A 26758-nucleotide genomic window follows, 5' to 3' on the forward strand; every position below is an offset into this window, starting at 1 on the left:
GGCCCGTCCGGGGCACATGGGGGCGGCCCTCTTGTACGGTCGTGCGCATGACCACTGTCGCGTTCGGCCACGCCGGCTCCGCCGCTCCCGTCGACAAGGGCGTGGGCCCGCTGCTGCGGGCGTGGCGGGAGCGGCGGCGGGTGAGTCAGCTGGAGCTTGCGCTGCGCGCCGACTCCTCCGCCCGGCACATCAGCTTCATCGAGACGGGCCGCTCCCGGCCGAGCGAGGAGATGGTGCTGCGGCTGGCGAAGCACCTCGACGTCCCCGTCCGGGAGCGCAACGCGCTGCTGCTGGCGGCCGGTTACGCCCCGCACTATCCGGAGACCCCGCTCGACGACCCGGCGCTGGACGCGCTGCGCGCGGGCATGGAGCGACTGATCCAGGGTTACGAGCCCTACCCGGCGATGGTGGTCGACGCGACGTACCACGTGGTCGCCGCCAACCGAGGCATCACGATGCTGCTGGACGGCGTACCGGAGTCCCTGCTCACGCCTCCGCTGAACGCGATGCGGCTGACGCTGCACCCGCAGGGGCTCGCACCGCGCATCCGCAACCTGCGCGAGTGGCGCGGTCATCTCCTCGCGCAGATGGAGCGGCAGATCGCCCTGTACCGGTCGGAGCAGCTGCGTGCGCTGTACGAGGAGGTGGCGGCGTATCCGGTGCCCGAGGCGGCGCCCACGGCCGAACCCGCCGAGCCGGTCCCGTACTTCGCGCTGCCGATGCAGGTCGAGTACGAGGGCCGGACGCTGTCCTTCATCTCGTCGATCTCCACCTTCAACACGCCGATGGACGTGACCGTCGCCGAGCTGGCCATCGAGACGCTCCTCCCGGCCGACCCGGCGACGGTCAAGTACCTTCACTCGCTGATCACCTGACGTGCCTTCAGCGCGATGTGCTGGAGCGCGGCGAACCCGGCGACGGTGAGCGCCTGGAGCACCGTCCACACCGCGCCGACCGCGGTCGGCGACAGCCAGAGGGCCAGGGCGACGCAACTGACCACTGCCCAGGCAAGGTTGGCTTCGATCACGACCCGCACCGGCAGTGCGGCGGGCCGGGCGCGGGAGGCGAGCAGGCCCACACCGGACGCGAACACCGCAAGGAACGCGCCGAGTTCGAGGAGCAGTCCGGAGCCGACTCCGAGGAGACGGCCGAGGGGGCCGGATGCGGCGAGATAGGCGAGGCCGTTCGCGCCGGTCACGACGGCGTCCAGGGCGAGGAAGCGGCGCAGCATGGTCTGCGGCTCGGAGGTGCGGGCGAGTGGGGCGAGCTGGGTTGCGGACATGACGAATCACCCTCCGTCGAGGTCGGATCGCTGCTGTCGGGGCCCGGGTCCCGGGCCGGAGTGCGCCGGCTCGGAACCCGGTGCCTCCACGATCCCGCCGCCGGGCCTGGGGGTCGATTACCCACGGGGTAATGCCACGCCCACGGCCAGTACTACCGGGAGTAACGGCGTCTCCCGCGCCACGCGTGACGAGTTCCTCCTCGCCGTCCCCGTGAGATGGCGGCCGGAACATGACACACTGACTCGGATCCTTCGGCGCGTAGGGGAGACGTGGCGTGAGTGAGCGGCGGCCGGCACCCACGGTGGGCCAGGTGGTGCTCGGCAAACGGCTTCAGGAGCTGCGGGAGGCGGCCGGCCTCAAGCGTGAGGAGGCGGCACGCGTCCTGCACGTGGCTCCCGCGACCGTGCGGCGGATGGAGATGGCCGAGGTCTCCCTGAAAATTCCGTACCTCCAGGTGCTCCTCGAGGCGTACGGGGTGCCCGAGGCCGAGGCGGCGGCCTTCGTGACGCTGGCCGAGGACGCGAACAAACCGGGCTGGTGGCAGCGGTTCCACGATGTGCTGCCCGACTGGTTCAGCCTGTTCGTGAGCCTGGAGGGCGCGGCGCGGATGATCCGCTCCTACGAGCCGCACTTCGTGCCCGGGCTGCTGCAGACCGAGGAGTACGCGCGTGCCGTGCTCGACTCCGGCACGATCGGGCAGACCACGCCGGAGTCGATCGAGCGGCATGTGTCGCTGCGTATCGCCCGGCAGCGGCTGCTGGACGGCCCGAACCCGCCCCACCTGTGGGTGATCATGGACGAGACGGTGCTGCGGCGCCCGGTGAGCATCCGGGGCGAGGTGATGCGGGAGCAGCTGGACAAGCTCCTCGAGTACGCCGAGCGCGACCGGGTCACTCTCCAGGTCGCCGAGTTCGCGGACGGACCGCACCCGGGGACGTACGCGCCCTTCTCGCTGTTCCGCTTCGCCGAGCCGGAGCTGCCGGACCTGGTGGTCACCGAGTATCTGACCGGTGCCCTGTACCTGGACTCCCGCGCGGAGGTCTCCGCGCACCTGGAGGTCCTGGACCACATGACGACGCACGCCGCGTCCGCGGAGCGCACCAAGAAGCTGCTGCGCGAGTGCCGCGAGAACTTCTGAGCAGGCCGGACAGGGCACGGCCTGCGGGGCCATACTTGGGATACGACCTGGCGGGGGGCTGACGCACACTCATGACGACTCCGAGACCGTCCGGCACAGTCGTGTCCGCGAGCCCGTGGAGGCTCGGCGGGGAGCGCCGTCGGCTCGCGCAGGCGCTGGCCGAGTCGGTGGTGACCGACGTGGCCGCCGAGGAGCTCCCGCTGTTCGAGCGGCGTGCCCGGAGCCACTTCCGCCCCCGGCTGTGGAGCCGTAGGCCCTTGTCTGTCGACGTCTTCGGGCTGGCGACCGACGTGGTGACGCCTGCGGCGCTGTCGGCGGCGGCCGGGGTGCTCGGGGTGATGTCGGCGGAGTTGGTGAGCCGGTTGACCTCGCGCCTCGTGGGCCGGGTGGCGCGCCGTCGGCGGCGGGCCGAGGTCGAGCCGGCCGAGCCGTCCGAGCCCGCCGCGCCGCCGGTGGCGGCGCCCGCCCCGACCGCCGGGGAGCTGGCCCGCTGGCACGCGGCCGCGCTGTCGGGCGCCCTGCGTCACCTGTCCGAGCAACAGGCAGCCGAACGCGTCGCCGACTCCGTGCTGGCGGAACTCGTCCGGATGCTGGCGACGGACACCGACGCCCCCGACCGGCCCTCGGACGAGGCCAGCGGAAACGCGGGCGGGCAAGGAAACACCGACGGCGACGGAGACGGTCCAGCGGCGACCGGGCACTGACGTGGTCGTCCGCGCGCTCCTCTTCTGTGTCGCCCTGATGGCCGCCGCCGTCACGATCGCCCTTCCGGCCACCACCAGTCGACAGGAGGACAACTACGCAGCCTACGGCCGGTGTTGGCCGGGGGCGTTCAGGGAGTTCCAGTTGACCCTGCCAATGGATCCGGTGGAACGCGAGATCCTTCGGCAGGCGCCCGTCTGGCCTCCGCAACCGGTGCCGGACGCGTACGCCCCGGCCCTGAAGCGATACCTGCGGGACCACTGCCCGGCGCGGACGGCCAACCCGCGCGAGTCGCGGGCCGGGCTGGCGCTGGGGGTACTGGGGGTGGGCGGCTTCGTCCTGTACTGGCTCAGCCCGTACCAGCAGATCCTCTTCCGGCGGCTGCTGCGCCTGCACCCCACACCGCGCACGGGAGCGCCCCGCGGCTACCGGCCCGACGTCGCCGACGCCGTGCTCCGGCTGGCGGACGACGCCGGGGTGACCGTCCACGGTGTGTGGCTGAACGCCTCCGACTACACCAAGAACGCGGTGGCGTTCGGGCACTGGCGGCGTCGGCACGTCGAACTCGCGAGCGGCATGGTGACGCTGTTCGACACGGATCAGGGCACCTTCGAGGTCGTCGTCCGCCATGAACTCGGCCACATCCGCCACCGGGACCTCGACGTCACCCATGGCGTCACCGCGTTGTGGGGCGCCTTCAACGTCCTGCTCGCCGCCACGTTCTGCTTCGCCGTGTCCGGGTACGCCGGCGACGGCACGTACCTGCTTCGGCTCTCCTTCCATCTCGCTCTGCTCGCCTGCACGCTCTACGCGGCCCGCAACACCTTCCTCCAGTCACGGGAACTGCACGCCGACGCGTTCGCCGTGCGGGGTCCCGCCGGAACGGGCCGGGGGGAGGAACGGCGACGGAAGCTGGACACCTTCTTCGTCGATCTGGCCGCGGTGCGCGGCGGTACCGGTCTGCCGTTCGCCACCCATCCCGCCCTCCAGCGCCGCAGGGCGGCCCTGCGCCACCCCGCCCTGGCGGGTGAACTCAGTGTCTGGGAAGCCGCGTTGACCGGCTGTGTCGCCCTGTTGTCCGTCAACCTGCTGCTGGGCGACAGCTTCGACGTGATGCTGACCGGGCTGCAACGGGGCTTCCTGGAGCTCGACACGCTCCGCCCCGTCTACACCTGGCTGGCGCTGCCCCTGCTCCTCCCGGCCGGTGCCGTCCTGGGCTCCGGCATCCGGCACACGGTCGCCGCGTGGGGCGGTGCCCGTGGTGGGCGCGCCCTGGCGGGACGGCTGGCGCTCCTCGCCGTGGGTCTGTGGGCGGGGCTGTGCGCCGGGTGCGCGCTCCATCCGACGCAGGCGTTCGGGTCCGGCCGGTCCGTGCAGCTCGGCACGATGTGGTGGGGCGAGATCACCGGCGTCCTCGGTCTCGGCCTCGCGCTGACGGCGGCTCTGACGGTCCTGGCGCTCTCGTTGTGTGCCCTGGTGTGCGACGCCGTGTGCGGGCCGCGGGCGGCGTCCTGGTGGGTCGGGGCGTACGGCGTGCTCACCACGGTGGCCTGGTTCCCGACGGCCCTCCCCGACGGAAGCACCCCGTACGTGCGCGCCGTGGTGGTCGGCGTCGCGCTGCTGAGCGGCGCGCTGCTGCCGTTCCTGCGTCGCCGGGCCCGACGGCCCGCTCCCGTGCCGCTCTTTCCCGCGGAGCCGGTGACACGGACCGAGGCTCCGGACACGACGGGCCCACGGCTCCTGCTGGCCCATGCCGTCACCGTCGCGACGGCCGTCGGGGCGATCGTCGCCGCCGGCCGCCTCCTCGTGGACACGCCGGACGCACCGCTCTTGCTGGTGGCCTGTCTGGGGCTGGTCTGCCACGTCGCCGTCCTCGCCGGAGCGGCCGCCGCGCCGCACGACGCCGAGTTCCGGTGGCGGCTCCGCTGCGCCACCGTCTGCTTGGCCGTGGGTGCGAGCGCGGCCTTTCTCGAGTACCTGATGCGCGCCGTCCTGGGCGTCCTGCCGGGCCTGCTGCTCGCCGGGGCGGCGGTCGGCATGGTGGCGGCCGGCCGGATCTCGGCGGCCGCCCTCTACGCCTCCCGCCACCGCCGGAGCGTGCCGGCACCAGCGCCGCCGCCCGCCCGGTCCGACACCACCTCGCAGCCGTCGTCGTCAGGACCGCGCGGTAAGCACCGGTAGGGCCCGGCGCGCGGCGTAGCGGCACTGCGGACCAGCGAGGCGCCGAGCGCCGAGCCGCTGGAAACGGCCCGGGGGAACCGAACTACGCCGCCCCGCCCTTCGCGTCCCGGTCCTCGTCGTCGACGATCTCCGCGTCCACCACCGTTTCGTCGTCCTGCTGGTCCGGTCGTGGTGGGGTGTCCTCCGTCGGCGTCTCCTGCTGGGCCTGGGCGTACATGGCCTGGCCCATCTTCTGGCTGACGCCGGCGAGTTTCTCGACGCCGTCGCGCAGGGCGGCGGTGTCGGCGTTCTGTTCCAGGAGCTGCTTGAGCTCTGCGACCGCGGACTCCACCTCCGACGTGGTGTCGGCGGGGATCCTGTCGGCGTTGTCGCGCAGGAACCTCTCGGTCTGGTAGACGAGTTGCTCGGCCTGGTTGCGGGTCTCGGCGGCCTCCCGGCGGTTGCGGTCCTCCTCGGCGTACTGCTCGGCCTCCCGCATCATGCGGTCGATGTCGTCCTTGGGCAGCGCGGAGCCGCCGGTGACGGTCATCTTCTGTTCGCGGCCCGTCGCGAGGTCCTTCGCGGAGACGTGCATGATGCCGTTGGCGTCGATGTCGAAGGCGACCTCGATCTGCGGGACGCCGCGCGGGGCGGGCGGCAGCCCGGTGAGGTCGAAGACGCCGAGCTTCTTGTTGTAGGCGGCGATCTCGCGTTCGCCCTGGTAGACCTGGATGCCGACGGAGGGCTGGTTGTCGTCGGCGGTGGTGAAGATCTCCGAACGCCGGGTGGGGATCGTGGTGTTGCGGTCGATGAGCTTGGTCATGATGCCGCCCTTGGTCTCGATGCCGAGGGACAGCGGGGTGACGTCGAGGAGCAGCACGTCCTTGACGTCTCCGCGGATGACGCCCGCCTGGAGGGCCGCGCCGACGGCGACCACCTCGTCGGGGTTGACGCCCTTGTGCGGGTCCTTGCCGGTCAGCTCCCGTACCAGCTCGGTGACAGCGGGCATGCGGGTGGAGCCACCGACGAGGATCACGTGGTCGATCGCGGACAGCTTGACGCCCGCGTCCTTGACTGCCTGGTGGAAGGGTGTCTTGCAGCGGTCGAGCAAGTCCTCGGTGAGCTCCTGGAACTGAGCGCGCGTCATTTTCTCGTCGAGGTGCAGGGGCCCCGCGGCGGAGGCCGTGATGTACGGAAGGTTGATGGTGGTCTCGGAGGACGACGACAGCTCGATCTTCGCCTTCTCGGCGCCCTCGCGCAGCCGTTGCAGCGCCATCTTGTCGTTGCCGAGGTCGATGCCGTTCTGTCCCTTGAACTTCTTGACCAGGTACTCGACGACCCGCTGGTCCCAGTCGTCACCGCCGAGGTGGGTGTCGCCGTTGGTGGCCTTGACCTCGATGACGCCGTCGCCGATCTCCAGCAGGGACACGTCGAAGGTGCCGCCGCCGAGGTCGAAGACGAGGACGGTCTGTTCCTCGCCCCGGTCGAGGCCGTAGGCGAGGGCGGCGGCGGTGGGTTCGTTGATGATCCTGAGGACCTTCAGGCCGGCGATCTCGCCGGCCTCTTTGGTGGCCTGCCGCTGGGTGTCGTCGAAGTAGGCGGGCACGGTGATCACGGCGTCCGTGACGTCCTCGCCGAGGTAGGACTCGGCGTCCCGCTTCAGCTTCTGCAGGACCCGGGCGGACAGCTCCTGGGCGCGGTAGCGGGTGCCGTCCACGTCGCCCTGATCGGGGAAGCGCCAGTGCGCGTCGCCCATGTGGCGCTTGACCGAGCGGGCGGTGCGGTCGACGTTGGTGACCGCCTGCCGCTTGGCGACCTCGCCGACGAGCACCTCGCCGTTCTTGGCGAACGCCACGACCGACGGTGTGGTCCTGGCCCCCTCTGCGTTCGCGATGACCGTGGGTTCGCCGCCCTCCAGGACGGCCACCACCGAGTTCGTGGTTCCGAGATCGATCCCGACCGGACGTCCCATCGTTGTCCCCTTCCGCCAGGAAGCCTCCCGCACTCCAGCTCAGAGGGTGAGTGGGCTCCTGTCAATGGGACACGTTCCCCGCCGCCGGGGTTCGATGCGGCTCGCCGCGCAGCTGCACGGCCCGCCGGGGCCGGTCGGTGACCAGCACGTCCACGCGCGGGTCGGTGAGGAAGGCCCGCATCGCGGTGTCGTCGTTGACCGTCCACACCATGGTGAACAGGCGGTGGCGGGCCGCCTCGCGCAGTACGTTGGCGCGTGCCAGGCGCTGGTGCACGGCGACCCCGTGGGCCCCGCAGGCCCGCAGGCGCCTCATGGGGAACAGTTCGCTCGCCCGGGTGCGGGCCAATCGTGCCGCCCCCACCTCCTGGCGGTCGCGGCCCAGGGACAGGGCGGTGCGGACCTGGGGAAAGGTGCTGGTGATCGCCGCGATCGACTGATCCTCCAGGGTGGTCGCGACGAACCCGTCGGGACCGAGCAGGGCGATCGCCCGGTCGATCAGCTCCCGCTCGTGACCGACCTCCTTCAGGTCGAGGTGTCCGACGAGCTTCCCGGCGATCAGCGCCATGACCTCGTCCACGGCGGGCACGGCGAAACCGGCGCGTTCGCTGAGCTCGGCGTGGGTGATCCGCGCCAGCTCGGGGCCGGTGCCGTTCACCCGGGGATCGTGGTGGACGACGAAGGCACCGTCCGCGGTCCGCCGGATGTCGAACTCGACGTACTCCGCGCCGGAGGCGACCGCGTCCTCGTACGCCTCCCGGGTGGCCGCGCCGAAGCGTTCGGAGCCGCCGCGGTGGGCGGAGACGGCGGGGCGTCGCGGCATGGTCACCTCCCGGATGAGGGGCGTGGGGCGGGCACGGGGGCCCGGGAGTCGTCGGGGGCGGCCAGGAGCGAGCCGGAGCGCCTGCCGGCCCGCCTGAGCAGCACGTAGCCGATCAGGACCAGGACGACGAAGGGCAGCCAGGCCACCACGTAGGCCGCGCCGTATTCTCGCAGGTCGAGGATGGAGCGGTGGTCGTCCACGTCGGTGCCGTTGACTCCGAAGAACGCCAGCAGCAGCGTCGGCGGCAGCGCGATCAGCGTGGCCGCGGCGACGAGACCCGAGATCGTACGGTCGCGGCGGTCGTCCCGGTCCGCGAGGGCGGCGTCGAGGGCCGCCGAGCGGGCGTTGATCACGGAGGTCAGCCGCTCGACCATGCGGGCGGAGTTGTCGAGGCTGTCGCGGACGCCGAGCGCGTCCCGCAGCGAGGACTGGAAGCCCTCCATGACCATCTCGGGGATCAGCAGGCTGTCGACGTAGGCCTCCACGCCGAACGCGAGGTCCAGTTGGAGTTCGTTGACGCCGGCCGACAGCCGGGAGATCAGCGAGCGGATCCCGGACGGGGAGTCCGCGGGCGCCTGCTCGTTGGCCCGCATCATCCCGAAGGCGGCCAGCCGGGTGCGCTGCAGGACGGCAAGGGCGGAGACCATGCCCAGGGCGACCAGGGCCAGGCCGTTCTCCACGTGCGGGGCCCAGCCCGCCTGGACGGAGACGCCGCGGCCGTGCGCGGAGACGGTCACGCCGTGGTTCCTCATGTGCTCCGGGACGATGACGCCGGCGTGGGCAGCGCCGTTGCTGGGGAGTCGGCCGCGGTAGATCATCTCGCTGAGCGGGGCGGACAGCCGGGGGTCGTCGTGGTCGGCCGCGCCGAGCAGGTCGCGGGCCAACCGTCCTCCTGGAAAGACGAGTTGGTGGACGTTCTGTCCGAAGGCGAGGGGTTCCGGCAGGCCGAGGCGTTCGGTCAGCACGTCGAGCAGCGGCCGGTCGCCGAGGGCGAGGCCGGCGCGGTCGAAGCAGGTGGCCGCGAGCCACGGGGCGAGCGCGTCGGACGGGGTCTCATCGGCGAAGTCGCAGTCCACGAGGAGCGTCGCGTCGCCGCGCGGGGTGGTGACGACCAGGACGCGCGCCCCGGCGAGGGCGAGCCCCCGCGCACCGGGCGGCAGTCGCAGCTCCTCGGGGGAGACACGCTCGGTGAGGATCGGTACCGGCAACAGCGGTTCGCTGGTGTGCAGATGGGGGGTGAAGCGGCCGAAGTCGAAGCCGTCGACGAGCCGTTGCCGCGCCCCGAGCTCCGGGGAGACCCGGCCGGCCAGGCTGAACAGCAGCAGGATCCGGGTGCGTTCCCGGACGGCGGAGTCGAGCACCCGGCCGTTGTCGGAGGTTCCCGGCAGCATCCTCATCCTTCCGACGCCCCTTCCGCCGTATCGGCGCAGGGCGTTATACCCCGCCCCCGGTCGCCGAACCGGCGAGCGCGTGGGCCGCCCCTGGGAGGGCGGCCCACGGTGCCGGGCGGTGCGCCGGTTCAGGCGAGCTTGGCCGACAGGGTGATCGTCGTGCCGGTGAGGGCCTGGCTGACCGGGCAGTTCTTCTTGGCGTCCTCGGCGGCGGCGACGAAGGCGTCGTTGTCGAGGCCGGGGACCGTGCCCTCCACGGTGAGGTGGATGCCGGTGATGCCCTCGCCCGGCTGGAAGGTGACGTCGGCGTTGGTGACCAGCTTGGTGGGCGGGGTGCCGGCGCCGGCCAGGCCGTGCGAGAGGGCCATGGAGAAGCAGCTGGAGTGGGCGGCGGCGATCAGCTCTTCGGGGCTGGTCTTGCCGTTCGCCTGCTCGGCGCGCGACGGCCACGACACCGGCTGCTGGCCGATGCCGGAGGAGTCGAAGGTGACGACACCGTTGCCCTCGAGCAGGTTGCCTTCCCAGACGGTGTGTGCGGTGCGCGTGGTTGCCACGGTTCTTCCTTCTTTCACGTGGGTTTCCCGTCGGACGGGTTTTCCGTGTCCCATCCGATCACACTCCGGCTCATCGCACGCGGAAGACCGGCCCCCGCGGGGTGAACGGCAGGCGACGGCCCTGCGGGATCAGGTAGGCGTGCTCGCGCCGCACCCGTACGACGTCGTCGCACCAGCCGTCCGTGATGATCAGGACGGGTGCGCCGGGCGGGAAGTCGTCCGCGCGGTGCAGCAGGTCGACGCCGGGCTGCAGGACCGTGCCGCCGCGGCCGTGCACCCGTACCCGGCCGGCGATATCCGTGACCGGCACATAGCCGGCGTCGTACGGGGCGGAGTCGCAGAAGACGACCCGTGCGGCCGGTACGTCGCGGGCCTCGGCGTAGGAGGCGATGGCGCCCAGGGCCTTGCCGAGGAGGGTGCGGTCCATGGACCCGGAGGTGTCCAGGACGACGCCGAAGGTGCAGCGGGCGATCTCCTCGGGCGGGAAGTAGCGGCCCGCGCGGGGGATGTCGGGGGTGGCGGACTGGCGGCGGGAGGGGCGGGCGTAGGACCGTACGGGCTCGGGGCGGGGCACGAACTCGTCGAACCAGCGGGCCAGCTTGGCGTCCCAGTCCAGCGGCGGGTGGCTGAGGGCCCGGATCTCCTCGACGAGGCCGCCCGGGAGGAAGCCGCGCTCCTGCTGCTCGTGCAGGTCCATACCCTGGGCGAGGCCGCGGCGGTAGAACCCGTCGAGGTCCACGTAGTCGCCCGCCGGGCACAGCGGGGCGCCCAGGATGTCTCCGGCGCCCTTGCCGCGCAGGGTGGCCAGGCGGCGCATCCGGCGCAGGTCGCCGGCGATGCGGTCGTAGACCTCCTCCGCGGAGAGGTCCTTGAGCTCGGGGTCGTACAGCAGCCCGTCGGGCATGGTGCCGACCTGCATCTCGCGCAGCCAGCCGTTGATGACGTAGTCGCAGGCGATGTTGAACAGGTAGGGGTCGCGGGGGCCGCAGCGGTCGCCGTGGCGCAGGGCGGCGTGCAGCATCTCGTGGGCGAGGATGAAGCGCCACTCCTCGTCCTCGAACCCCCGGAGCGGGTTGATGTAGATCTCGCCGGCCTCCGCGTTGACGGCGGCGACGGCGATGCCGTGGGCCCGGGCGAGTTCGGCGTCGGCGACGAGCTTGATGCCGGCCGCGATGCCGCCGAGCAGCGGGAAGGAGGAGACGAACCAGCTCAGGGCCTGCTCCCAGGGGCGTTGCACGGTGGCCTCGTCGTCGAGGGAGTCGCGGCGGCCGCCCGCCATGTCCATCGCCGCGGAGACGGTGCGGGTCAGGGCGGTGGCGAAGGCCAGCTGCCAGTCCTTGGGCTGCTGCCACCGGTCCTCCCACGGCATGAGGAGCTGGTCGGCCTGCGCGCCCGCCGTACCGCAGCGCTCGTACGCCGCCGGCAGCCCGTCGCGTCGCCAGCGGGCGGCGAGCTGTTCCTCGTCGCCGTCGGGGTAGGACAGCGGAAGCTCGTCCGGTGCGCGGCCGACGGGGAAGGACAGCAGGAAGCGGTTGACGACGACACAGCGGGCCGCGAGGTCGTGGCGGTCGGGCTGGACCCGCTCGCCCCTGACCTGCGGGACGTGCCCGAAGCCGAGGTGGAGTACGGCGTGGGCGAGGGACCAGGCCCAGACGGCGGGCTCGGCGAGGCGCGCAGGGTGGGCGTGCAGGACGCCGTTGGAGCTGACGCGGACGAGTCCGTCGCGCGGCGCGAACGCGCACTCCTCCTCGCGGCAGATGATGAAGTCGACGGCGAAGAGTGCCAGGTGGGCGCGGACCAGCCGCATGCCCTCGGTGAACGCCTCCTCGGCGAGGTCCCGCTTCTTGCGCCCCTTGCCGCGGGCGGGGCTCATCGACGCGCCTCGACCAGTCGGGGCATGTCCCGGGCCGCCTCGACGAGGAACCAGGCGGGCAGCACCGGGTTGCCGTCGGCGTCGGAGGCGATGACGGTCTGGGCGACCTCGACGGAGATCTCGGCGAGCTGCACCAGCAGGGACTTGGCGCGGTACGCGGTCTCCCGTCCGTTCGCCGACATGTGCTTCTTGTCGGCGGGCAGTTCCTTGACGAGCCGGCCGCGGAAGGACTCGGCGAGGTAGTAGAGCAGGTCGCGGTCCTCGACGCGGTGCGGCCAGCGGGCGTCGCCCCGGATGACGGCCTCGATGCCGTACTGGCTGCGCACGATCTTGACGTAGCCGCAGAAGGCGGTCGCGTGCGCGGGTGTCAGGGTGCCGTGCGCGAGGACCTTCAGGGTCGGCTCGTCGAGGTCCTGGCCGAAGGAGTGCAGGGCGTCGGAGAGCATGTGCCAGGAGCGGGGCGTGGAGAACGGCTCCTCGGTCTTCGGCGGCTTGGACCACAGGTGGTCGGGCCGGTCGGTGAGGTGGTCGACGATCCAGGGGTGGATGCCGTTGTTCGCGGCCCAGGCCAGCCAGTCCTTGGCGGAGGCCTCCAGGTGGACGTGGGTGAGGCGGTTGACCAGGGCGGAGGCGATCGGGCGGGCGAGGGCGTTGTCGGTGGCCCGGTTGCCGGCGCCGATGACGATGGAGCCCTTGGGCAGCTCGTAGGTGCCGATGCGGCGGTCCAGGATCAGCGAGTAGAACGCCTTCTGCACGTCCGGCGTGGCCGCGTTCAGCTCGTCCAGGAACAGGCAGTACGGCTCGTCACGGGCGATCGCCTCGGGCGGGCAGAACACCGACCGTCCGTCGCGGATCTGCGGGACGCCCATCAGGTCCTCGGGCGCCAGCTGGGTGCCGAGCAGACTCACGCACTCCAGTCCCAGCGACTCGGCGAACTCCCGCACCAGGGAGGACTTGCCGATGCCGGGGGCGCCCCATACGAAGACCGGCCGCACGGTGGCGAGACCGAGCAGCAGGTCGGGTATGCGGGAGGGCGTGACGGTGACGGCTGCCTGCACGCATCCCCCCTTTTGCGCCTGATCCGGCGCCGCTGTCGCGGACGTGGTTGCTCGCCGTCGAGGTTCTCAATTGATGGTTGCGGTCGTCACCCGATTTTTCTGGCGGCACCGCCGACGACGCTGCGCTCAGGCCGCCCTGCGTTCTTCTCGGGCCGTGATCGGCCCCTCGGCGCCGTCGGACTCCTCCAGCCAGCGCCGCAGGACGTGGTGGACCTGTTCGGCGCCGACGAGGTGCTCACCGTCCACGACGGCTGCGGAGAGGACGAGCGGGGCCAGCAGGAACGGCCTGGCCTGCGCTCCGCCGAGGCCGCCGTGGGAGCCGATCTGCTCCTCGAAGGCGAGGACTTCGCCGTCGGCCGGGTCGTGGAAGGAGTTGACCATGATGTCGGCGGTGTGCGGGAAGGAGTGGGTGCGGCGCACGGCGTCGGCGGCACCGGGGCCGAACCCGTCGAGCGGTCCGGGGTGGTCGTCGGTGAGTTCGTGCAGCGGTATCTCCGCGCCGCGCGCGCCGAGCACGAGCCCGCCGTGTTCCTCGCTGCGCACGAGCAGGAAGCCGACGCCGGGGTGGTTGGCGAGCGTGGTCAGCAGGGCGGGGTGGCGGGCGTCGATCTCCTCCTTGGTCATCCGGTGCGGCACGTCCGGGAAGGAGACCAGGCCGAGGTTGCCGGAGGCCAGCGCGATCGGCTCGGAGTCGCGGCCCGAGGGGTACTGGTGGGCGCGGCCCTCCTCGACGGGCCGGCGCAGCGCCGCGCGTACGGCGGCGCGGGCCTCGGCGCCGCTGCGGGTGCGCTCGGCCTTGCGGGGCACGGGCAGGCCGCAGCCGGCCCGCACCAGGTCGCCGAGGGTGAGGCCGTAGCGGGCGCGGAAGGTCTCGCCGGGGCTTTGTCCGTGGTCGGACAGGACGACGATCCGGTATCTGCGGGGGGCGTGCTCGGCGACGTTCTCGATGAGCTCGAGCGACCGGTCGAGGCGTTCGAGGACCTTCTCGGCGTCCCGGCTGTGCGGCCCGGAGTGGTGGGCGACCTCGTCGTAGGCGACGAGGTCGGCGTAGACGGCGGTGCGTCCGGCGAGCAGGTCGCCCATGACCGCGGCGACGACGACGTCGCGTTCGACGACGGTCGCGAAGGCGCGGACGAAGGGGTAGAGGCCGCCGCGTCCGACGCGCGGGCGCTGTCTGCGCAGACGGGCCCGGGTGGACTGGCCCATCTCGCGGCCCACCTCGGCGACGAAGGAGAGGGCGGTGCGCACGGCGTTGGCCGGGTCGCTGAAGTAGGCGAAGTAGCCCGCCCTGGAGCGGTTCTCGCGGCTGCGCCGGCGGGTGGCGATGGACAGCACCAGGGCCTGTTCGCCGGCGCCGCCGCTGAAGAGGTTGCCGCGGCTGGCGCCGTCGACGGCGAGCAGTCCGTCGTCGCCGGTGCGTTCGACCGCGCGGCGCTGGAGATCGGCGGCGCTGGTCGGGCGGTTGCTGACCATCACCTCGCCGGTGTCCTTCTCGTACCAGCGGAAGGCCGGGACGTCGTGGTTGCTGCCGTGCAGGATGCCGAGCTGGCTGGCGCCGGTCTGGCTGGACCAGTCGGTGCGCCACGGGGTGAGCCGGTGGGTGGGGACGCTCGTCGTGCCCTTGCCGAGCCAGCGGGCGACGGTGGGCATGAGTCCCGTGGCGACCGCGTCCAGCAGGACGTCGTGGCCGACGCCGTCGAGCTGTATGAAGACGGTGCCGGGGCAGGTGGGGCAGGGCGGTCCGCGTCTGCGGCGGCGGTCGGCGAGGCGGTAGAGCCGGCGGCGGTAGGCGTCGTCGTCGCGCACGGCCAGCGCGGCGCCGGTCGCGGAGGCGACGGCGGACATCACGGCGGCGACGATGACGGCGGTCTCGGGGGCGGCCTCGCTGTCGCCGGAGGGGTTGAGTCTCAGCGCGAGCAGCAGCAGCGAGCCGTTGAGGAAGAAGACCAGCAGGCCGAGGACGAGGGCCGGGACGAGCAGCAGGAGCCGTACGAGGAGCGGCCAGACGAGGGCGGACAGCAGGCCGAAGACGCCTGCGCCGATGCCGGCCGTGACGGCGAGTTGCGTGGTGCTGTCGTCGTCGGCGGACTGGAGCTGGAAGTCGGGCAGCAGGCCCGCGAGCACGAGCATGGTGACGGTGGAGACCGCCCACACGGCGACGCTTCGCCCGATCTGACTGACGGCCCGCCGCCAACGCCCCTCACGCACGCCCAGCACACCTCACGTCCCGGCCCCGCCGCCCGCGGGGGCTCGGTGTCCACCCTGTCACATGCCGTTGCCGGGCGATCCAGCGTCCCGCGTCCCGTGCTAGTGCCCCGGCAGGCAACGTTTGCCCGTCAAGGAGCGGCGTCCGGTGCGTGCTCTCGGCGTGCCGGGTGCACGTCCTCGTACTGGATGTACTTGGGCTTGTGCCCGGTGCGGCGAGAGGGCGTGCCGGGCGTCGCGACGGGGCGAACGTTGCCTGGTGGGGCACTAGCGGCCGTCGTACCCGGCCGTCGGCATCGACAGCCTGCGGTGCACCCGTGCCTTCATCTGTGCGTCGTACGACGGTTCCGCGCGGCCCACGGTCTCGACGCGCACCCCGCGGCGGGCGCACTCGGCGGTGAACTCGTCGACGGAGGACAGCGCGCTCTCCAGGACACGGCGGCTGGGGGCCACGAAGAGGTCGATGCCCGGCCGGATGCCGTCCCACAGCACGCAGTGGTCGGGGCGCAGGCCGCGCACCAGCAGTTCCCGGCTGACGACGAAGCCCCGCTCGGCGGCCCAGCGGGCGCACATCGCGTGCTGGCTGCGGGAGTCCACCAGGAAGGGATCGTCGTCCAGTTCCTCCAGCGGCGTCAGACTCGCGATCGCCGTCACATGAACCGGTCCCATGGCGTCCCCCTCACCTCCGGGTTTCGCCGCCGACCCTACTCCTGCCCGTAGGCTTCGGGGGAGTCGCGCGAAGGAGGCAAAGAGGTGCCGGTGGAGGTCACGTGGTGGGGTCACGCCACCTGCACGGTGCAGGATTCGAACATACGCGTGCTCACCGACCCTCTGTTCGTGCGTCGGCTGGCCCACCTGCGGCGGCGCCGGGGCGCGCTGCCCCCGCCCCATGCCTGGAACGTGGACGTGGCGCTCGTTTCCCACCTGCACGCCGACCACCTCCATGTGCCCTCCCTTGCGCGCCTTGCGCCGGGTACGCGCCTCCTCGTGCCCCGGGGTGCACCGCGCGCCGTGCCGGGGCTGCGTCGGCTGACGCGGCTGCGGGTGACCGAGGTGGCTCCCGGGGACGTGACCCGCGTCGGCGATCTGGCCGTGCGGGCCGTGCCCGCGCTGCACGACGGGCGGCGCCTGCCCGTCGGCCCGCACCGCTCCCCCGCCCTCGGCTACGTCATCGAGGGTGAGGCGCGGACGTACTTCGCCGGGGACACGGGCCTGTTCGACGACATGGCCGAGGAGGTCGGGCCGGTCGACGCGGCGCTGCTGCCGGTGGGCGGCTGGGGGCCGTACCTCGGCGAGGGGCATCTCGACGCGGGGCGCGCGGCACAGGCGCTGGCCCGGCTGGCGCCGCGCAGTGCCGTGCCAGTGCACTACGGCACGTACTGGCCGATCGGGATGGACGCCGTGCGCCCCCACGAGTTCCACGCGCCGGGCGAGGAGTTCGTTCGCCTCGCGGCGGAGCGCGCGCCGCAGGTCGAGGTGCACCGGCTCGGGCACGGGGAGAGCGTGCGGCTGGAGGCCCCGCGGTGACCTGGCTGGTCGCCGCCGTCCCGGCGGTCGTACCCACGGAGTCGACCCAGCAGGCGATCGGCTATCCGACGCTGTTCCTGCTGGTGCTGGTCGGCGCGCTGGTGCCGGTGGTGCCGACGGGGGCGCTGGTGAGTTCGGCGGCCGTGGTCGCCTTCCACCAGACGGCACCGTTCTCGCTGCTGCTGGTGTTCGTGACGGCGTCGCTGGCCGCTTTCCTCGGGGACGTGGCGCTGTACTGGCTGGGGCGGCGCGGGATGGGCTCGAAGAACGGCTCGCGGTGGCTGGAGGCGATCCGGTCACGGGCGCCCGAGGACCGGCTCGCGCAGGCTCAGGGGAAGCTGGCCGATCACGGGGTGGCGGTCCTGGTGCTGTCCCGGCTGGTGCCGGCGGGCCGGATCCCGGTGATGCTGGCCTGCCTGATGGCGAAGTGGTCGCTGCGCCGCTTCGCCCGCGGCAACCTGCCGGCCTGCCTGGCCTGGGCAGTGACGTACCAGCTGATCGGCATCCTCGGCGGCTCGCTGTTCAGCGAGCCGTGGGAGGGCGTCCTCGCCGCGATCGCCCTGACCCTGCTCCTCGCCGCGATCCCGAGCGTGTGGCGCCGGGTGCGCGGGACGCGGGCTGCCTAGTGCCTGAGGGTGCGCGGGGAATTCGGGCCCGCGCCGTGTGGCATACTGGATCTTGTGAGCACGCCACAGAACTCCTGTGAGTGCGCCGCGCGTTGGTGGTCCAAGGAAAGACGTCCCGCTTCCTGCGGGAAGATGCAGGTGCAAGGCCTGCCCGGCGCTCCAGAAGGCCCCGCCCCGGTTGTCCGGGGCGGGGCCTCTTGCATGCGGCTTCGGCGCCCTACTCCAGGATCCGGGAGCCTCCTACCGGCAGGTCCCAGAGGTTCTCGCGCGCCAGGCCCGCCTTCTCCCAGGCCGCCCGGACGCGGGTGAGCGGTTCGAGGACGGGTTCGGCGGACAGTACGAAGGTGGCCCAGTGCATGGGAGCCATGCGGCGGGCGCCGAGGTCCTGGGCCGCGCGGACGGCCTCCTCCGGGTCGCAGTGCACGTCGCTGAGCCACCAGCGGGGGTCGTACGCGCCGATGGGGAGCAGGGAGAGGTCGATGCCCGGGTAGCGGCTGCCGATGCGGGAGAACCAGTGGCCGTAGCCCGTGTCGCCCGCGAAGTGGACGCGCAGGCCGTCGGGGGCGGTGAGGACCCAGCCGCCCCACAGGCTGCGACAGGTGTCGGTCAGGGTCCGCTTGGACCAGTGGTGGGCGGGGACGAAGTCGAAGCGGACGCCGTCCAGTTCGGCCGCCTCCCACCAGTCCAGCTCGGTGACCCGGGTGAACCGGCGGCGACGGAACCAGCGTCCGAGGCCGGCCGGCACGAACACCGGGGTGTCGCGCGGGAGCCGGCGCAGCGTGGGGGCGTCCAGGTGGTCGTAGTGGTTGTGGCTGATGACGACCGCGTCGACCGGTGGCAGCGCGCCCCAGGGGACGCCGACGGGGGTGATGCGGGCCGGGGTGCCGAGGATGCGGCGGGACCAGACCGGGTCGGTCAGGACGGTCAGGCCGCCGATCTGCACCACCCAACTGGCGTGCCCCGCCCAGCTGACGGCGAGGGTGCCCGCGTCGACGCGGGGCACGGGGGCGGGTTCGACGGGCAGCCGCGGGATGTCGGCGAGGCCCTCCCGGCCGGGCCGTACGGCGCCCTCCCGGGCGAAGCGGGCGACGGCCTTGAGGCCGGGCAGCGGGGCGGTCAGCCGGTCGTGGAACGACCGCGGCCACACCCGGCGTTCACCGAGCGCTCTGGGGGCGGCGAGGGGCGGGAAGGCGGGGTCGAAGGGCGACGTGGCCGCATGAGGGCCGGCTTCCTGGGTGCTCGGACTCGTGGTGGGCGACTCGGGCTGCTGCGTCATCGAGGAGGCTCCCATCGCTGAGCGTCGTCGCGGAGATCGTCGAAGACCGACCTCAAGGTGATCAACGCGCGTTGCACGTGAGGCAGTTCCAACGGCGAGGGTGAAGTGAGGGATTCCGCGCGCTCCTCGGGCGTACCGCCCAGCAGCGGGCCGGTGGACAGCCTTACGCGCAGCGCCTCGAGGTCGTCGCCGAAGCGGTGGCCGCCCGGGGCGGGCATGCCGAGCCGGGCGGCGAGGAAATCCTCCAGGTCCTGCGCGTCGCCGACGCCCTGCGCGGAGAGCGCGGAGCGCAGCGGGCCGAGGTCGACATACAGGTGGCGCCCGGCCTGCGGGGGCAGGGACAGGGCTCCGGCCGCCACGACGACGCCGTGCGCGGCCTCCGCCACGCGCGCGTGCAGGCGTACGGAGGCGGCCACGCGCGCGGTGACCGGTTCGGGCTCGCCGAGGGCGTGTCCGGCCGCGACGGCCACCGGGGCGGCGACGCGGGCGCCGAGCGCGGTGAGCACGTCGAGCACACGCGCGTGGAGGCCGTCGCCGGTGGGTCCGGTGGGGAAGCGGGCGACGGCGGCGGGCCAGCCGGAGGGGAGCAGCGCGCCGGCCAGGTCGGTGATGACGGTGACCCGGTCCGGCAGCATCTCGGCGGGGCTGAGCAGGACGGTGTCGTGCGGGGCGTGCACGGTGTCACGCCAGGTCTCGTCGCTGACCAGGTGCAGGCCCTCCCCCGCGGCGGCCTCCACGGCCTCGTGCAGCACCTCGGGGGGCGCCACGGTGGCCGTGGGGTCGTCGGCGACGGACAGCACGAGCAGCCGCGGGTCACCGCCCTCGTCACGCACGCGGCGCACGGTCTCCAGGAGGGCGAACGGGTCGGGGACGCCGCCGCACTCGGCGGGTGTCGCCACGTGGAAGACGGGTCTGCCCAGCAGGCGCGCGTACGGCGCCCACCAGGCGGCGCAGGGCCGGGGTACCAGGACGTCACCGCCGAGCGCGGCCGTCAGCGCGACGAGCAGTGCGGGGGCGCCGGGGGCGGCCGCGGTGCGGTCGGGGCCGCAGGTCAGGCCGCGGCGCTCCCAGTAGCCGCACGCGGCCTCCAGCAGCGCGTGGCCGCCCCCCACGGGCTCGCTCTCGGGCCGGGCGGCGGCCGCGGCGAGGAGCGCGGAGAGCTCGGGCAGGACCGGCAGTCCGTCCTCGGGGAGCGGTGGGCCGTAGCGGACGGGGCCGTGCCCTTCCGGGTCCGTCCGCCGCATAGGTACCTCCGCGCAGTCGCTGGTCCCGGTGCCGTCGGCGTCGGGCGTGTGCTCTTGTGCCGCCTGGGCTGTGTCGCCGGTGGCCTGCTGGTGCGCATGACTCCGGTGTGCCCTCGGCGTCCAAGTACCCAGGGTGCCCCCACCCCATGGCCGTCCGCACGGGTTGCGCTGATCACAGCGGCCGACGTGGCACTGGCACCGCCGCCGGTTCACGGGTCAGCGGCCCGCGGGATCCCGGTGGCGCACCCGGTGCACGGCGGCACCGGCCGCGCCGGCGATCAACAGCCCGCCGACGGCCAGCGCGGGCACGGAGGCGCCGAGGGACCCGCCCTCTCCGGCCCGCACGCCGCGCTGGATGACGGCGGCGCAGTCGCGGGGGGCCTGCGGGCCGTGGGGCTGGGGGCAGGGTTTGGCGGTGGCTGTGGCGGTGGCGGTGGCGGTGGCGCAGCCGTGGGTGGGCTCGCTGCCGTGGGACGGCGTGCAGGGCTTGGTGGTGGGGGTACCGCAGCCGTGGGTCGCGTCTGTCATGTCGGTCGCCTCGGTGCCGTACGGCTGGGGGCAGGGCTTGACGGGGGCGGGGGCCGGGCCGGTGGTGCCCCGGGACACGTCGAGCGTCGCGCTCCAGGGCTGGCCCTGCCCGCCGGGCGGCGCGGGGCAGGTGCCGTCGACGGTCCACGCGGAGTCGCCACCGGCGACCTCGGGAGCGACGTCGGCCTCCTGGTCGTCCTCGTCGTCCTTGTCGTCCTCGGTGGGGGCGATGCGGGCGGTGCCGGTGTAGGCGGGGCCGGACAGTTCGTCGTCGTCGCCCGGGACGTGCTCCAGCTTGACCGTACCCCCGTCGAAGGCCGCCGAGGTGGCCTCCAGGGTTTCGGGAGCGGGGCCGCCGAGGGGGTCGCACGAGATCGAGACGGTGACGTCGCCACCCGCGGAGGCAGTGCTCGGGCTTACCTCGACGTCCGGGTCCGCGGACACGACCGGCGCGGCGGCGACCAGGGCCGCCGCCGCCAGGGCGGCGACGGACAGGGCGCGGGAGGTGCGGCGCATGGGACGAACTCCTTCGACCAACGATCACGGGACCCGAGGTTCGCGCCCCGCAGCCATCACAGCCCGCCCGCCCCCACCCCGCGCGCGGCCGGACACCATTCGCGGGACGGGGGGCGGCCGAGCGGGTGAGATTTTGGGGGGGGGCGGGGCCCGGGGCTGAGCAAGCGGGGCCGACGGACGGAGGCAGCAGGCAGCAGGCAACAGGCAACAGGCAACAGGCAGGCGAGACGGTAAGCCCGAGTGGCGTAGCCCCATACGGCAGGCCCAGGCGACCGGCCGGACCGCGGGGGCCGGGCGTGAGCCAAGCGGACGGGCCCGGGCGCTGTGGGCGCGGCGCGCGCAGCAGGCGCCGTGGGCGCGGCCGGAGGGAGGCGGATCGGCCTTGCCGACCTCGTCCGCGCCGGTCGAGTCGACGTGGAGACAGGGCGCCGGGTGGGCAGCCGGACGTAGGCGGAACGAGGCGAAGCCGGGCCGGACCCCGCGCGTGAGACCGGCGGCGGGCGCGTGACGCTGCGGGGCCGGGCCATCCGAACCGAGGCACCCACCACGATCCCGGCACGGTCAGGTACGCACCAGGACCGCGACACGGCTACGGCCGCACAGGCACCGCAGCCGCCCACCAGCGGCCCGCCCGGCGGGCACCCGGCCCGCGGGACGACGGGCGAAACCCGAGCGGAAGAGTCGGGCGGGGCGCCCCGGGCGCATCAAGGCCGGGCCGGCAAGACAGGCCGGCCGCGGCGGGCGGGGCGGTGAGCCGGCCGCCCCGGACGAACTCAGTTCAACAGTGCCGCCAGGTCCCGTTCCAAGCCCCTCCCGCGTCGGCCCACCACCGCCGAGGCGACGTCGAAGAGTTTGCGGTTGGAGTCCTGGGAGACGCGGCGGAGTACGCCGAAGGCGGTGTCGGGGTCGCATCCGAGGACGTGCATGACGATGCCGCAGGCCTGGTCGACGACGGGTCGGGAGCGCAGGGCCGTGCCGAGCTGGTCGAGCTCGGTGAGGGCTGCGCGGTAGGAGCGGTCGCGGACCAGGCAGGTCGCCGTGACGTCACCGAGCGCCCGCGCGGGCCCGTGCGGGACGTCCGCGAGCGCGCCGGGCCGGAAGCTGTAGAGGCTGAGGGTGATCGTGAGCCCCCGGCGCCGGAACGGCAGCGTCACGCTGGAGCGGACCCCTGCGTCGAGCGCCACGGCGCGGTACTCCGGCCAGCGTTCGTCGCGCAGCAGGTCCGCGCTGTCCACGGGCGTTCCGCGGTCGAGCGCGGCCGGAATCGGCCCGTCCCCGCTGCGCAGTTGCACGGCGACGAGCGCCCCGAGGTCGGGATGGGTGACGGTCGCGTGCCGCTCGGGACTGCCCTCGGCCACCATGCTGCTCGCCCCGCAGCAGTCGGCGGTGCAGCGCACGGCCTGTTCGACGAGCTCCGACAACCGTCGCCCCGGCAGGGCCGATTCGGGGGATTCGGCCCCCTCCGTCTCCCACCGGCCGGGACCTTTCGTGGCCGACATGCCGCCCCCTCCTCTCCACCGCCCGCCGTCTCTCCCCCGCGCCTTCCCGACACCCCACCACGGAAACCGGGTTAGGTTCGTCGCATGACGCAGACGGAGGAATTCGGTGAGGAACTCGCGGACTTCGTGCGCCGGGTCGCGGAACTCAAGGCCTCACGGTCCGTGTCGGTGGGCGACCTGCCGAACGTCCTCGATGCGGCTATCTTCGAACTCGACCATGTGGCGGGCCAGTTGTGGCCGTGGTACGAGCGGCTGTCCACGGAGGGCACGCATCGCACCGCTCCTCCCGACCGTCAGGAGCAGCAGTTGCTGCGCGCGGTGTTCCAGAGCGTCCCGGTACCCGTCGCGCTGATCGACCGGGAGACGGTCGTGCGGCGGCTGAACCTCGCGGCGACCGCCCTCACGGGAGCCCGCGCCGGCTACGCGACGGGCCGCCCGCTGACCGGGCTCCTGGCCCACGCCGACCGCGCGGCGTTCCGCTCGCAGGCCGCCGCCGTGGCCCGCGGCGAGGGTGACCGCAGCCTCACCGTCCACCTCCAGCAACGTCCGTCCGTACCGGTCCACGCCACCCTCGCAGGCGTCCACCCGCCCGGCGAGCCCCGCACCGCGGTCCTCGTGGTGCTCCGGCCCGCCGGCGCCCAGTCGCCGACGGCACCCGACAGGCCGTCCGCCCAGGCCCCCGACCTGACCGAGGCGACTCGCCACGCGACCCTCATGGACCTCCTCGACGCGATGACGACGAGCCTCCTCACCGCCCCGCCCGGAGACCACGAAGCAGTCCTGGAAGGCGCGGCCCGCGTCCTGCACGCCCGCTTCGCCGACTGGGTCATCGCCGACGCGGGACGGCTCAGACTCTCGCGCGCGGCCACCTTCGCCCCCTCGGAACAGGAGGCGGCCGCGCTCTCGGGCCAGGACCCGATCGACAACCCCCTGGTCGTCGAAACGGCCCGCAGCGGCATCACCTCACTCCAGATCCGCCCCGAGGACCCGAAGTCCTTCGGCCAGGACGCGACCGGAACCCCGTTCCTCGTCACGGCCAACGTGACGTCACTGGTGTGCGTACCCCTGAAGGCCGAGGAGACCGTGCTCGGCGTCCTGACCCTCTTCCGCTGCGGCTCCCGCCCCCCGTTCTCACTGGCGGAGGCCCAGACCCTGGACACGATCGCCCGTCACATCGCACTGACGCTCGGCCGATCCGCGTAGGGGTGCCGAGAAGTCACCCGCACCCCTAAGGCTCCCAATGCCTCACGCCACGTCGTGCATGACCTGGTCCCGCAACCGATCGCAGCACCGGCTGATCAGCCGCGACACATGCATCTGCGAGATCCCCAGCTGCTCGGCGATCCTGCTCTGCGTCATGTCCCCGAAGAAGCGCATGTAGAGAATCGTCCGCTCCCGCTCGGGCAGCGCGGCGAGCCGCGGCTTGACGGCCTCCCGGTCCACGACCGTGTCCAACGCCGGATCGGGTGAGCCGAGCGCGTCGCTGAGGGAGTACCCGTCCTCGCTGCCCGGCAGCTCCGCGTCGAGAGACAGCGCGGTGAAGCTCTCCAGCGCCTCAAGACCGACCTTGACGTCTTCCTCGGTCATGTTCGCGTGCGCGGCGATCTCGGCGATGCTGGGCCGGCGGTCGGAGACGGACTGGGACAGTTCCTGGCAGGCGAACCGCACGCGGTTGCGCAGGTCCTGGACCCGGCGCGGTACGTGCAGGGTCCACATGTGGTCGCGGAAGTGCCGCTTGATCTCACCGGTGACGGTGGGCACGGCGTAGCTCTCGAACGCGTTGCCGCGCTCGGGGTCGTAGCGGTCGACGGCCTTGACCAGACCGAGGTAGGCGACCTGGCGGAGGTCCTCGTAGCTCTCGCCGCGGCTGCGGAAGCGCCCGGCGAGCCGTTCGGCCATGGGCAGCCAGGCTTCGATGATCTGGTCTCGGAGGGTGTCGCGCTGCTGGCCCGGGGGGAGCGCGGCGAGCCTGCGGAACGCCTCCGAGGTGTCGGGGGCGTCGTCGTGGGGGTGCTGCTTCGCGCTCGCTCGGTTTCGCATGGTGCGTCGCATCTCCCTTGGAAGGGTGCTCTGGGTGGACGGTCACCGTGGGCGTGCGCACAGCCCGGACAGATGTGCCGGGGGCTGTAGAAAGCACCGCTCTCCCACGGACGTGCCTCCTGTCCGAAGCACTGGTTCCGCGCCTGCCCCCCGCCCCTGCCCGCAAACTCCCCCGCAGGTTTTCCGTTCGCGGCGGGGGTGACTCGGCACCGTGCCAGGACGCATGTCACGACCGGGAGGTCCGTATGAGCACGCAGGTGTCCGACCACATCCTCGAACGACTACGCGAGTGGGGTGTGGAGTGTGTCTTCGGCTATCCGGGTGACGGCATCAACGGGCTGCTCGCCGCCTGGGGCCGGGCCGAGGACCAGCCGCGCTTCATCCAGTCCCGCCACGAGGAGATGGCCGCGTTCGAGGCGGTCGGCTACGCCAAGTTCAGCGGCCGTCTGGGCGTGTGTGCGGCGACGTCAGGACCCGGCGCGATCCACCTCCTCAACGGCCTGTACGACGCGAAGCTGGACCACGTTCCGGTGGTCGCGATCGTCGGCCAGACGCATCGCACGGCGATGGGCGGCTCGTACCAGCAGGAGGTGGACCTGCACACGCTGTTCAAGGACGTCGCCTCCGACTTCGTGGAGACGGTGACGGTCCCCGAGCAGCTGCCGAACGTCCTCGACCGGGCGATCCGCACCGCGTACGCGCGCCGCGCCCCCACGGCGGTCATCATCCCCGGGGACGTGCAGGAGCTGGACTACTCGCCGCCCACGCACGAGTTCAAGATGGTGCCGTCCAGCCTGGACCAGAGCACGTGGACGGCGGTTCCGGACGAGGAGTCCCTCCGGCGGGCGGCGGAGGTCCTCAACTCCGGTGACAAGGTGGCGATCCTGGTGGGTCAGGGCGCGGCCGGCGCCCGGCGGGAGGTGGAGCAGCTCGCCGAACTGCTCGGTGCGGGCGTGGCGAAGGCGCTGCTCGGCAAGGACGCCCTGAGCGACGAACTGCCGTACGTCACCGGCGCGATCGGGCTGCTGGGCACCCGCCCGTCGTACGAGCTGATGCGCGACTGCGACACCCTGCTGACGATCGGCTCGTCCTTCCCGTACACGCAGTTCCTGCCGGAGTTCGGCAAGGCGCGGGGCGTGCAGATCGACATCGATCCGCACATGATCGGGATGCGTTACCCGTACGAGGTGAATCTCGTCGGCGACGCGCAGGCGACGCTGAAGCGGCTGATCCCGATGATCCGGGGCGAGGAGCGCGGCCGCGAGTGGTACGACACGGTGTGCGACAACGCGCGGCGCTGGCGCGAGGTGATGGAGCGGCGGGCACAGCAGTCGGCCGACCCGATCAACCCGGAGTACGTGGCGCACGTACTGGATCCGCTGCTGCCGGGGAACGCGATCGTCACCTCGGACTCGGGGTCGGTGGCGAACTGGTACGCGCGGCACCTGACGATGAGGCCCGGCATGCGCGGCTCGCTGTCGGGGACGCTGGCGACGATGGGCTGCGGGGTGCCGTACGCCATCGGTGCGAAGTTCGCCCATCCGGACCGGCCGGCGATCGCGCTGGTCGGGGACGGCGCGATGCAGATGAACGGGCTGGCGGAGCTGATCACGGCGGCGAAGTACCGGGACCGCTGGGAGGACCCGCGGCTGGTGTTCGCCGTGTGGAACAACCACGATCTCAACCAGGTCACCTGGGAGATGCGGGCCATGGGGGGCGCCCCGTCCTTCCTGCCCTCGCAGGAGCTCCCTGACGTGCAGTACGCGGCGTTCGCCCGTTCCCTGGGGCTGACCGGGGTGCGGGTGGAGAAGCCGGAGGACGTCGAGGCGGGCTGGCGTACCGCGCTGGAGGCGGACGGGCCCGCGGTGGTGGAGTTCCTCACCGACCCCGCCGTGCCGCCGATCCCGCCGCACGCGAGCTGGGAGCAGATGGAGGCTACGGCCGCGTCGATCCTGAAGGGCGACGCGGACCGAACCTCGATGGTCCGGCAGGGACTCAAGGCGAAGGTGCAGGAGTTCCTGCCGGGGCGGGAGAAGAAGGAGAAGTAGGCAGCGCCGGGGGCGGCGCGAGACGCGTCGCCTCCTTCTCGGCGGGCAGCAGCATCTCCTCGTAACGGCCCAGTGCCAGCACGATGCCGAGCATCAGGACCGGGATGAGCACAGCGAGCAGCTCCATCGTCCGTCCTTCCCCAGGTGGGACCGTGGGGGGTGTGATCCGGGTCTCCCCCGATCGGACGGACAAACCCCACGTTGATCCGGACGGGGGACCTCACGCCGATGCGCCCGGCGGGCCCCGGGTCGCTCGGCCTGGCGGGCCCCGGGTCGCTCCCCCGGGCGGACGACGTGT

23 protein-coding genes are annotated in these 26758 nt (G+C 72.9%); 8 read left to right on the forward strand and 15 right to left on the reverse strand.

Features of this window, described 5'->3' with window-relative positions:
- Positions 1–47 precede the first annotated feature (47 nt).
- Positions 48–875 carry a helix-turn-helix domain-containing protein gene (locus tag ACFYWX_RS00720; RefSeq protein ID WP_389421841.1) on the forward strand — a complete coding sequence of 276 codons (828 nt, stop codon included), beginning with the start codon at positions 48–50 and terminating at the stop codon, positions 873–875.
- On the opposite strand, the gene ACFYWX_RS00725 is transcribed toward ACFYWX_RS00720, so the two are convergent.
- A complete protein-coding gene (locus tag ACFYWX_RS00725; RefSeq protein ID WP_389421842.1) occupies positions 857–1282 on the reverse strand; it encodes a hypothetical protein in 426 nt (141 codons plus the stop codon). The two genes, ACFYWX_RS00720 and ACFYWX_RS00725, sit on opposite strands and share 19 nt — an antisense overlap.
- 275 nt (positions 1283–1557) lie before the next feature.
- Here ACFYWX_RS00725 and ACFYWX_RS00730 point away from each other — a divergent pair, with 275 nt between their 5' ends.
- The 3 genes from ACFYWX_RS00730 (at position 1558) to ACFYWX_RS00740 (ending at position 5304) form a co-directional block, all read left to right on the forward strand.
- A complete protein-coding gene (locus tag ACFYWX_RS00730) occupies positions 1558–2421 on the forward strand; it encodes a helix-turn-helix domain-containing protein (protein ID WP_389421843.1) in 864 nt (287 codons plus the stop codon).
- A 101-nt stretch (positions 2422–2522) separates the two neighbouring features.
- Positions 2523–3125, forward strand: a complete 603-nt coding sequence (locus ACFYWX_RS00735) for a hypothetical protein (protein ID WP_389421844.1) — start codon at positions 2523–2525, stop codon at positions 3123–3125.
- Positions 3126–3267: 142 nt separating this feature from the next.
- The gene (locus ACFYWX_RS00740) at positions 3268–5304 is read left to right on the forward strand and encodes a M48 family metalloprotease (RefSeq protein ID WP_389421845.1); all 2037 of its coding nucleotides are present in this window, start codon (positions 3268–3270) and stop codon (positions 5302–5304) included.
- An 82-nt stretch (positions 5305–5386) separates the two neighbouring features.
- Here the strand turns inward: ACFYWX_RS00740 and dnaK are convergent, their stop codons facing one another.
- The 8 genes from dnaK to ACFYWX_RS00780 all read right to left on the reverse strand — a co-directional run bounded on the left by dnaK (position 5387) and on the right by ACFYWX_RS00780 (position 15825).
- A complete protein-coding gene (gene dnaK, locus ACFYWX_RS00745; RefSeq protein WP_389421846.1) occupies positions 5387–7255 on the reverse strand; it encodes a molecular chaperone DnaK in 1869 nt (622 codons plus the stop codon).
- Positions 7256–7316: 61 nt separating this feature from the next.
- Positions 7317–8075 (reverse strand): glycerophosphodiester phosphodiesterase family protein, encoded by a 759-nt coding sequence (locus ACFYWX_RS00750; protein ID WP_389421847.1) that lies wholly within the window; start codon positions 8073–8075, stop codon positions 7317–7319.
- Positions 8076–8077: 2 nt separating this feature from the next.
- Positions 8078–9472: a hypothetical protein gene (locus tag ACFYWX_RS00755; RefSeq protein WP_389421848.1), complete on the reverse strand. Its 1395-nt coding sequence runs from the start codon at positions 9470–9472 to the stop codon at positions 8078–8080.
- Positions 9473–9594: 122 nt separating this feature from the next.
- Entirely contained in the window at positions 9595–10020 is a 426-nt protein-coding gene (locus tag ACFYWX_RS00760; RefSeq protein WP_037673638.1) for an OsmC family protein, read from the reverse strand.
- A 70-nt stretch (positions 10021–10090) separates the two neighbouring features.
- A complete protein-coding gene (locus tag ACFYWX_RS00765; RefSeq protein WP_389421849.1) occupies positions 10091–11893 on the reverse strand; it encodes a hypothetical protein in 1803 nt (600 codons plus the stop codon).
- Positions 11890–12951: an ATP-binding protein gene (locus ACFYWX_RS00770; RefSeq protein ID WP_389421850.1), complete on the reverse strand. Its 1062-nt coding sequence runs from the start codon at positions 12949–12951 to the stop codon at positions 11890–11892. The genes ACFYWX_RS00765 and ACFYWX_RS00770 overlap by 4 nt, the downstream gene beginning before the upstream one ends.
- Before the next feature lie 126 nt (positions 12952–13077).
- A complete protein-coding gene (locus ACFYWX_RS00775; RefSeq protein WP_389421851.1) occupies positions 13078–15159 on the reverse strand; it encodes a phage holin family protein in 2082 nt (693 codons plus the stop codon).
- Between the two features lie 264 nt (positions 15160–15423).
- Positions 15424–15825, reverse strand: a complete 402-nt coding sequence (locus tag ACFYWX_RS00780; protein ID WP_389421852.1) for a hypothetical protein — start codon at positions 15823–15825, stop codon at positions 15424–15426.
- 84 nt (positions 15826–15909) lie between these two features.
- On the opposite strand from ACFYWX_RS00780, the gene ACFYWX_RS00785 reads away from it, so the two are divergent.
- Both ACFYWX_RS00785 and ACFYWX_RS00790 read left to right on the forward strand, forming a co-directional pair.
- The gene (locus ACFYWX_RS00785) at positions 15910–16683 is read left to right on the forward strand and encodes an MBL fold metallo-hydrolase (protein WP_389421853.1); all 774 of its coding nucleotides are present in this window, start codon (positions 15910–15912) and stop codon (positions 16681–16683) included.
- On the forward strand, positions 16680–17309 hold the full coding sequence (locus tag ACFYWX_RS00790) for a DedA family protein (RefSeq protein WP_389421854.1): 630 nt from the start codon (positions 16680–16682) through the stop codon (positions 17307–17309). Before ACFYWX_RS00785 ends, ACFYWX_RS00790 begins: the two co-directional genes overlap by 4 nt.
- A gap of 217 nt (positions 17310–17526) precedes the next feature.
- Here the strand turns inward: ACFYWX_RS00790 and ACFYWX_RS00795 are convergent, their stop codons facing one another.
- The 4 genes from ACFYWX_RS00795 to ACFYWX_RS00810 form a co-directional block, all read right to left on the reverse strand.
- Positions 17527–18585 carry an MBL fold metallo-hydrolase gene (locus ACFYWX_RS00795; RefSeq protein ID WP_389421855.1) on the reverse strand — a complete coding sequence of 353 codons (1059 nt, stop codon included), beginning with the start codon at positions 18583–18585 and terminating at the stop codon, positions 17527–17529.
- Positions 18582–19829 (reverse strand): aminotransferase class I/II-fold pyridoxal phosphate-dependent enzyme, encoded by a 1248-nt coding sequence (locus tag ACFYWX_RS00800; protein ID WP_389421856.1) that lies wholly within the window; start codon positions 19827–19829, stop codon positions 18582–18584. Before ACFYWX_RS00800 ends, ACFYWX_RS00795 begins: the two co-directional genes overlap by 4 nt.
- A 216-nt stretch (positions 19830–20045) precedes the next feature.
- Entirely contained in the window at positions 20046–20873 is an 828-nt protein-coding gene (locus tag ACFYWX_RS00805) for a hypothetical protein (RefSeq protein ID WP_389421857.1), read from the reverse strand.
- A 773-nt stretch (positions 20874–21646) separates the two neighbouring features.
- Positions 21647–22372, reverse strand: a complete 726-nt coding sequence (locus tag ACFYWX_RS00810) for an ANTAR domain-containing response regulator (RefSeq protein WP_389421858.1) — start codon at positions 22370–22372, stop codon at positions 21647–21649.
- Between the two features lie 84 nt (positions 22373–22456).
- Here ACFYWX_RS00810 and ACFYWX_RS00815 point away from each other — a divergent pair, with 84 nt between their 5' ends.
- Positions 22457–23575: a GAF domain-containing protein gene (locus tag ACFYWX_RS00815; protein WP_389421859.1), complete on the forward strand. Its 1119-nt coding sequence runs from the start codon at positions 22457–22459 to the stop codon at positions 23573–23575.
- A gap of 42 nt (positions 23576–23617) precedes the next feature.
- Here the strand turns inward: ACFYWX_RS00815 and ACFYWX_RS00820 are convergent, their stop codons facing one another.
- Entirely contained in the window at positions 23618–24412 is a 795-nt protein-coding gene (locus ACFYWX_RS00820; protein WP_389421860.1) for an RNA polymerase sigma factor SigF, read from the reverse strand.
- Between the two features lie 245 nt (positions 24413–24657).
- Between ACFYWX_RS00820 and ACFYWX_RS00825 the strand changes: the two genes are divergently transcribed.
- Positions 24658–26460 (forward strand): thiamine pyrophosphate-requiring protein, encoded by a 1803-nt coding sequence (locus tag ACFYWX_RS00825; protein ID WP_389421861.1) that lies wholly within the window; start codon positions 24658–24660, stop codon positions 26458–26460.
- Here the strand turns inward: ACFYWX_RS00825 and ACFYWX_RS00830 are convergent.
- Positions 26408–26587: a hypothetical protein gene (locus tag ACFYWX_RS00830; protein ID WP_389421862.1), complete on the reverse strand. Its 180-nt coding sequence runs from the start codon at positions 26585–26587 to the stop codon at positions 26408–26410. The two genes, ACFYWX_RS00825 and ACFYWX_RS00830, sit on opposite strands and share 53 nt — an antisense overlap.
- Positions 26588–26758: the final 171 nt, after the last annotated feature.

It is taken from the genome of Streptomyces sp. NPDC002888 (genome assembly GCF_042888465.1).
Lineage (GTDB): Bacteria > Actinomycetota > Actinomycetes > Streptomycetales > Streptomycetaceae > Streptomyces.

Bases quoted from the DNA above. Each gene is read 5' to 3' on its own strand.
- ACFYWX_RS00755 (WP_389421848.1), bottom strand. From the start codon at position 9,472: ATGAGGATGCTGCCGGGAACCTCCGACAACGGCCGGGTGCTCGACTCC.
- ACFYWX_RS00810 (WP_389421858.1), bottom strand. From the start codon at position 22,372: ATGTCGGCCACGAAAGGTCCCGGCCGGTGGGAGACGGAGGGGGCCGAA.
- dnaK (WP_389421846.1), bottom strand. From the start codon at position 7,255: ATGGGACGTCCGGTCGGGATCGATCTCGGAACCACGAACTCGGTGGTG.
- ACFYWX_RS00720 (WP_389421841.1), top strand. From the start codon at position 48: ATGACCACTGTCGCGTTCGGCCACGCCGGCTCCGCCGCTCCCGTCGAC.
- ACFYWX_RS00800 (WP_389421856.1), bottom strand. From the start codon at position 19,829: ATGCGGCGGACGGACCCGGAAGGGCACGGCCCCGTCCGCTACGGCCCA.
- ACFYWX_RS00815 (WP_389421859.1), top strand. From the start codon at position 22,457: ATGACGCAGACGGAGGAATTCGGTGAGGAACTCGCGGACTTCGTGCGC.
- ACFYWX_RS00780 (WP_389421852.1), bottom strand. From the start codon at position 15,825: ATGGGACCGGTTCATGTGACGGCGATCGCGAGTCTGACGCCGCTGGAG.
- ACFYWX_RS00805 (WP_389421857.1), bottom strand. From the start codon at position 20,873: ATGCGCCGCACCTCCCGCGCCCTGTCCGTCGCCGCCCTGGCGGCGGCG.
- ACFYWX_RS00750 (WP_389421847.1), bottom strand. From the start codon at position 8,075: ATGCCGCGACGCCCCGCCGTCTCCGCCCACCGCGGCGGCTCCGAACGC.
- ACFYWX_RS00820 (WP_389421860.1), bottom strand. From the start codon at position 24,412: ATGCGAAACCGAGCGAGCGCGAAGCAGCACCCCCACGACGACGCCCCC.
- ACFYWX_RS00830 (WP_389421862.1), bottom strand. From the start codon at position 26,587: ATGGAGCTGCTCGCTGTGCTCATCCCGGTCCTGATGCTCGGCATCGTG.
- ACFYWX_RS00725 (WP_389421842.1), bottom strand. From the start codon at position 1,282: ATGTCCGCAACCCAGCTCGCCCCACTCGCCCGCACCTCCGAGCCGCAG.
- ACFYWX_RS00795 (WP_389421855.1), bottom strand. From the start codon at position 18,585: ATGACGCAGCAGCCCGAGTCGCCCACCACGAGTCCGAGCACCCAGGAA.
- ACFYWX_RS00765 (WP_389421849.1), bottom strand. From the start codon at position 11,893: ATGAGCCCCGCCCGCGGCAAGGGGCGCAAGAAGCGGGACCTCGCCGAG.
- ACFYWX_RS00825 (WP_389421861.1), top strand. From the start codon at position 24,658: ATGAGCACGCAGGTGTCCGACCACATCCTCGAACGACTACGCGAGTGG.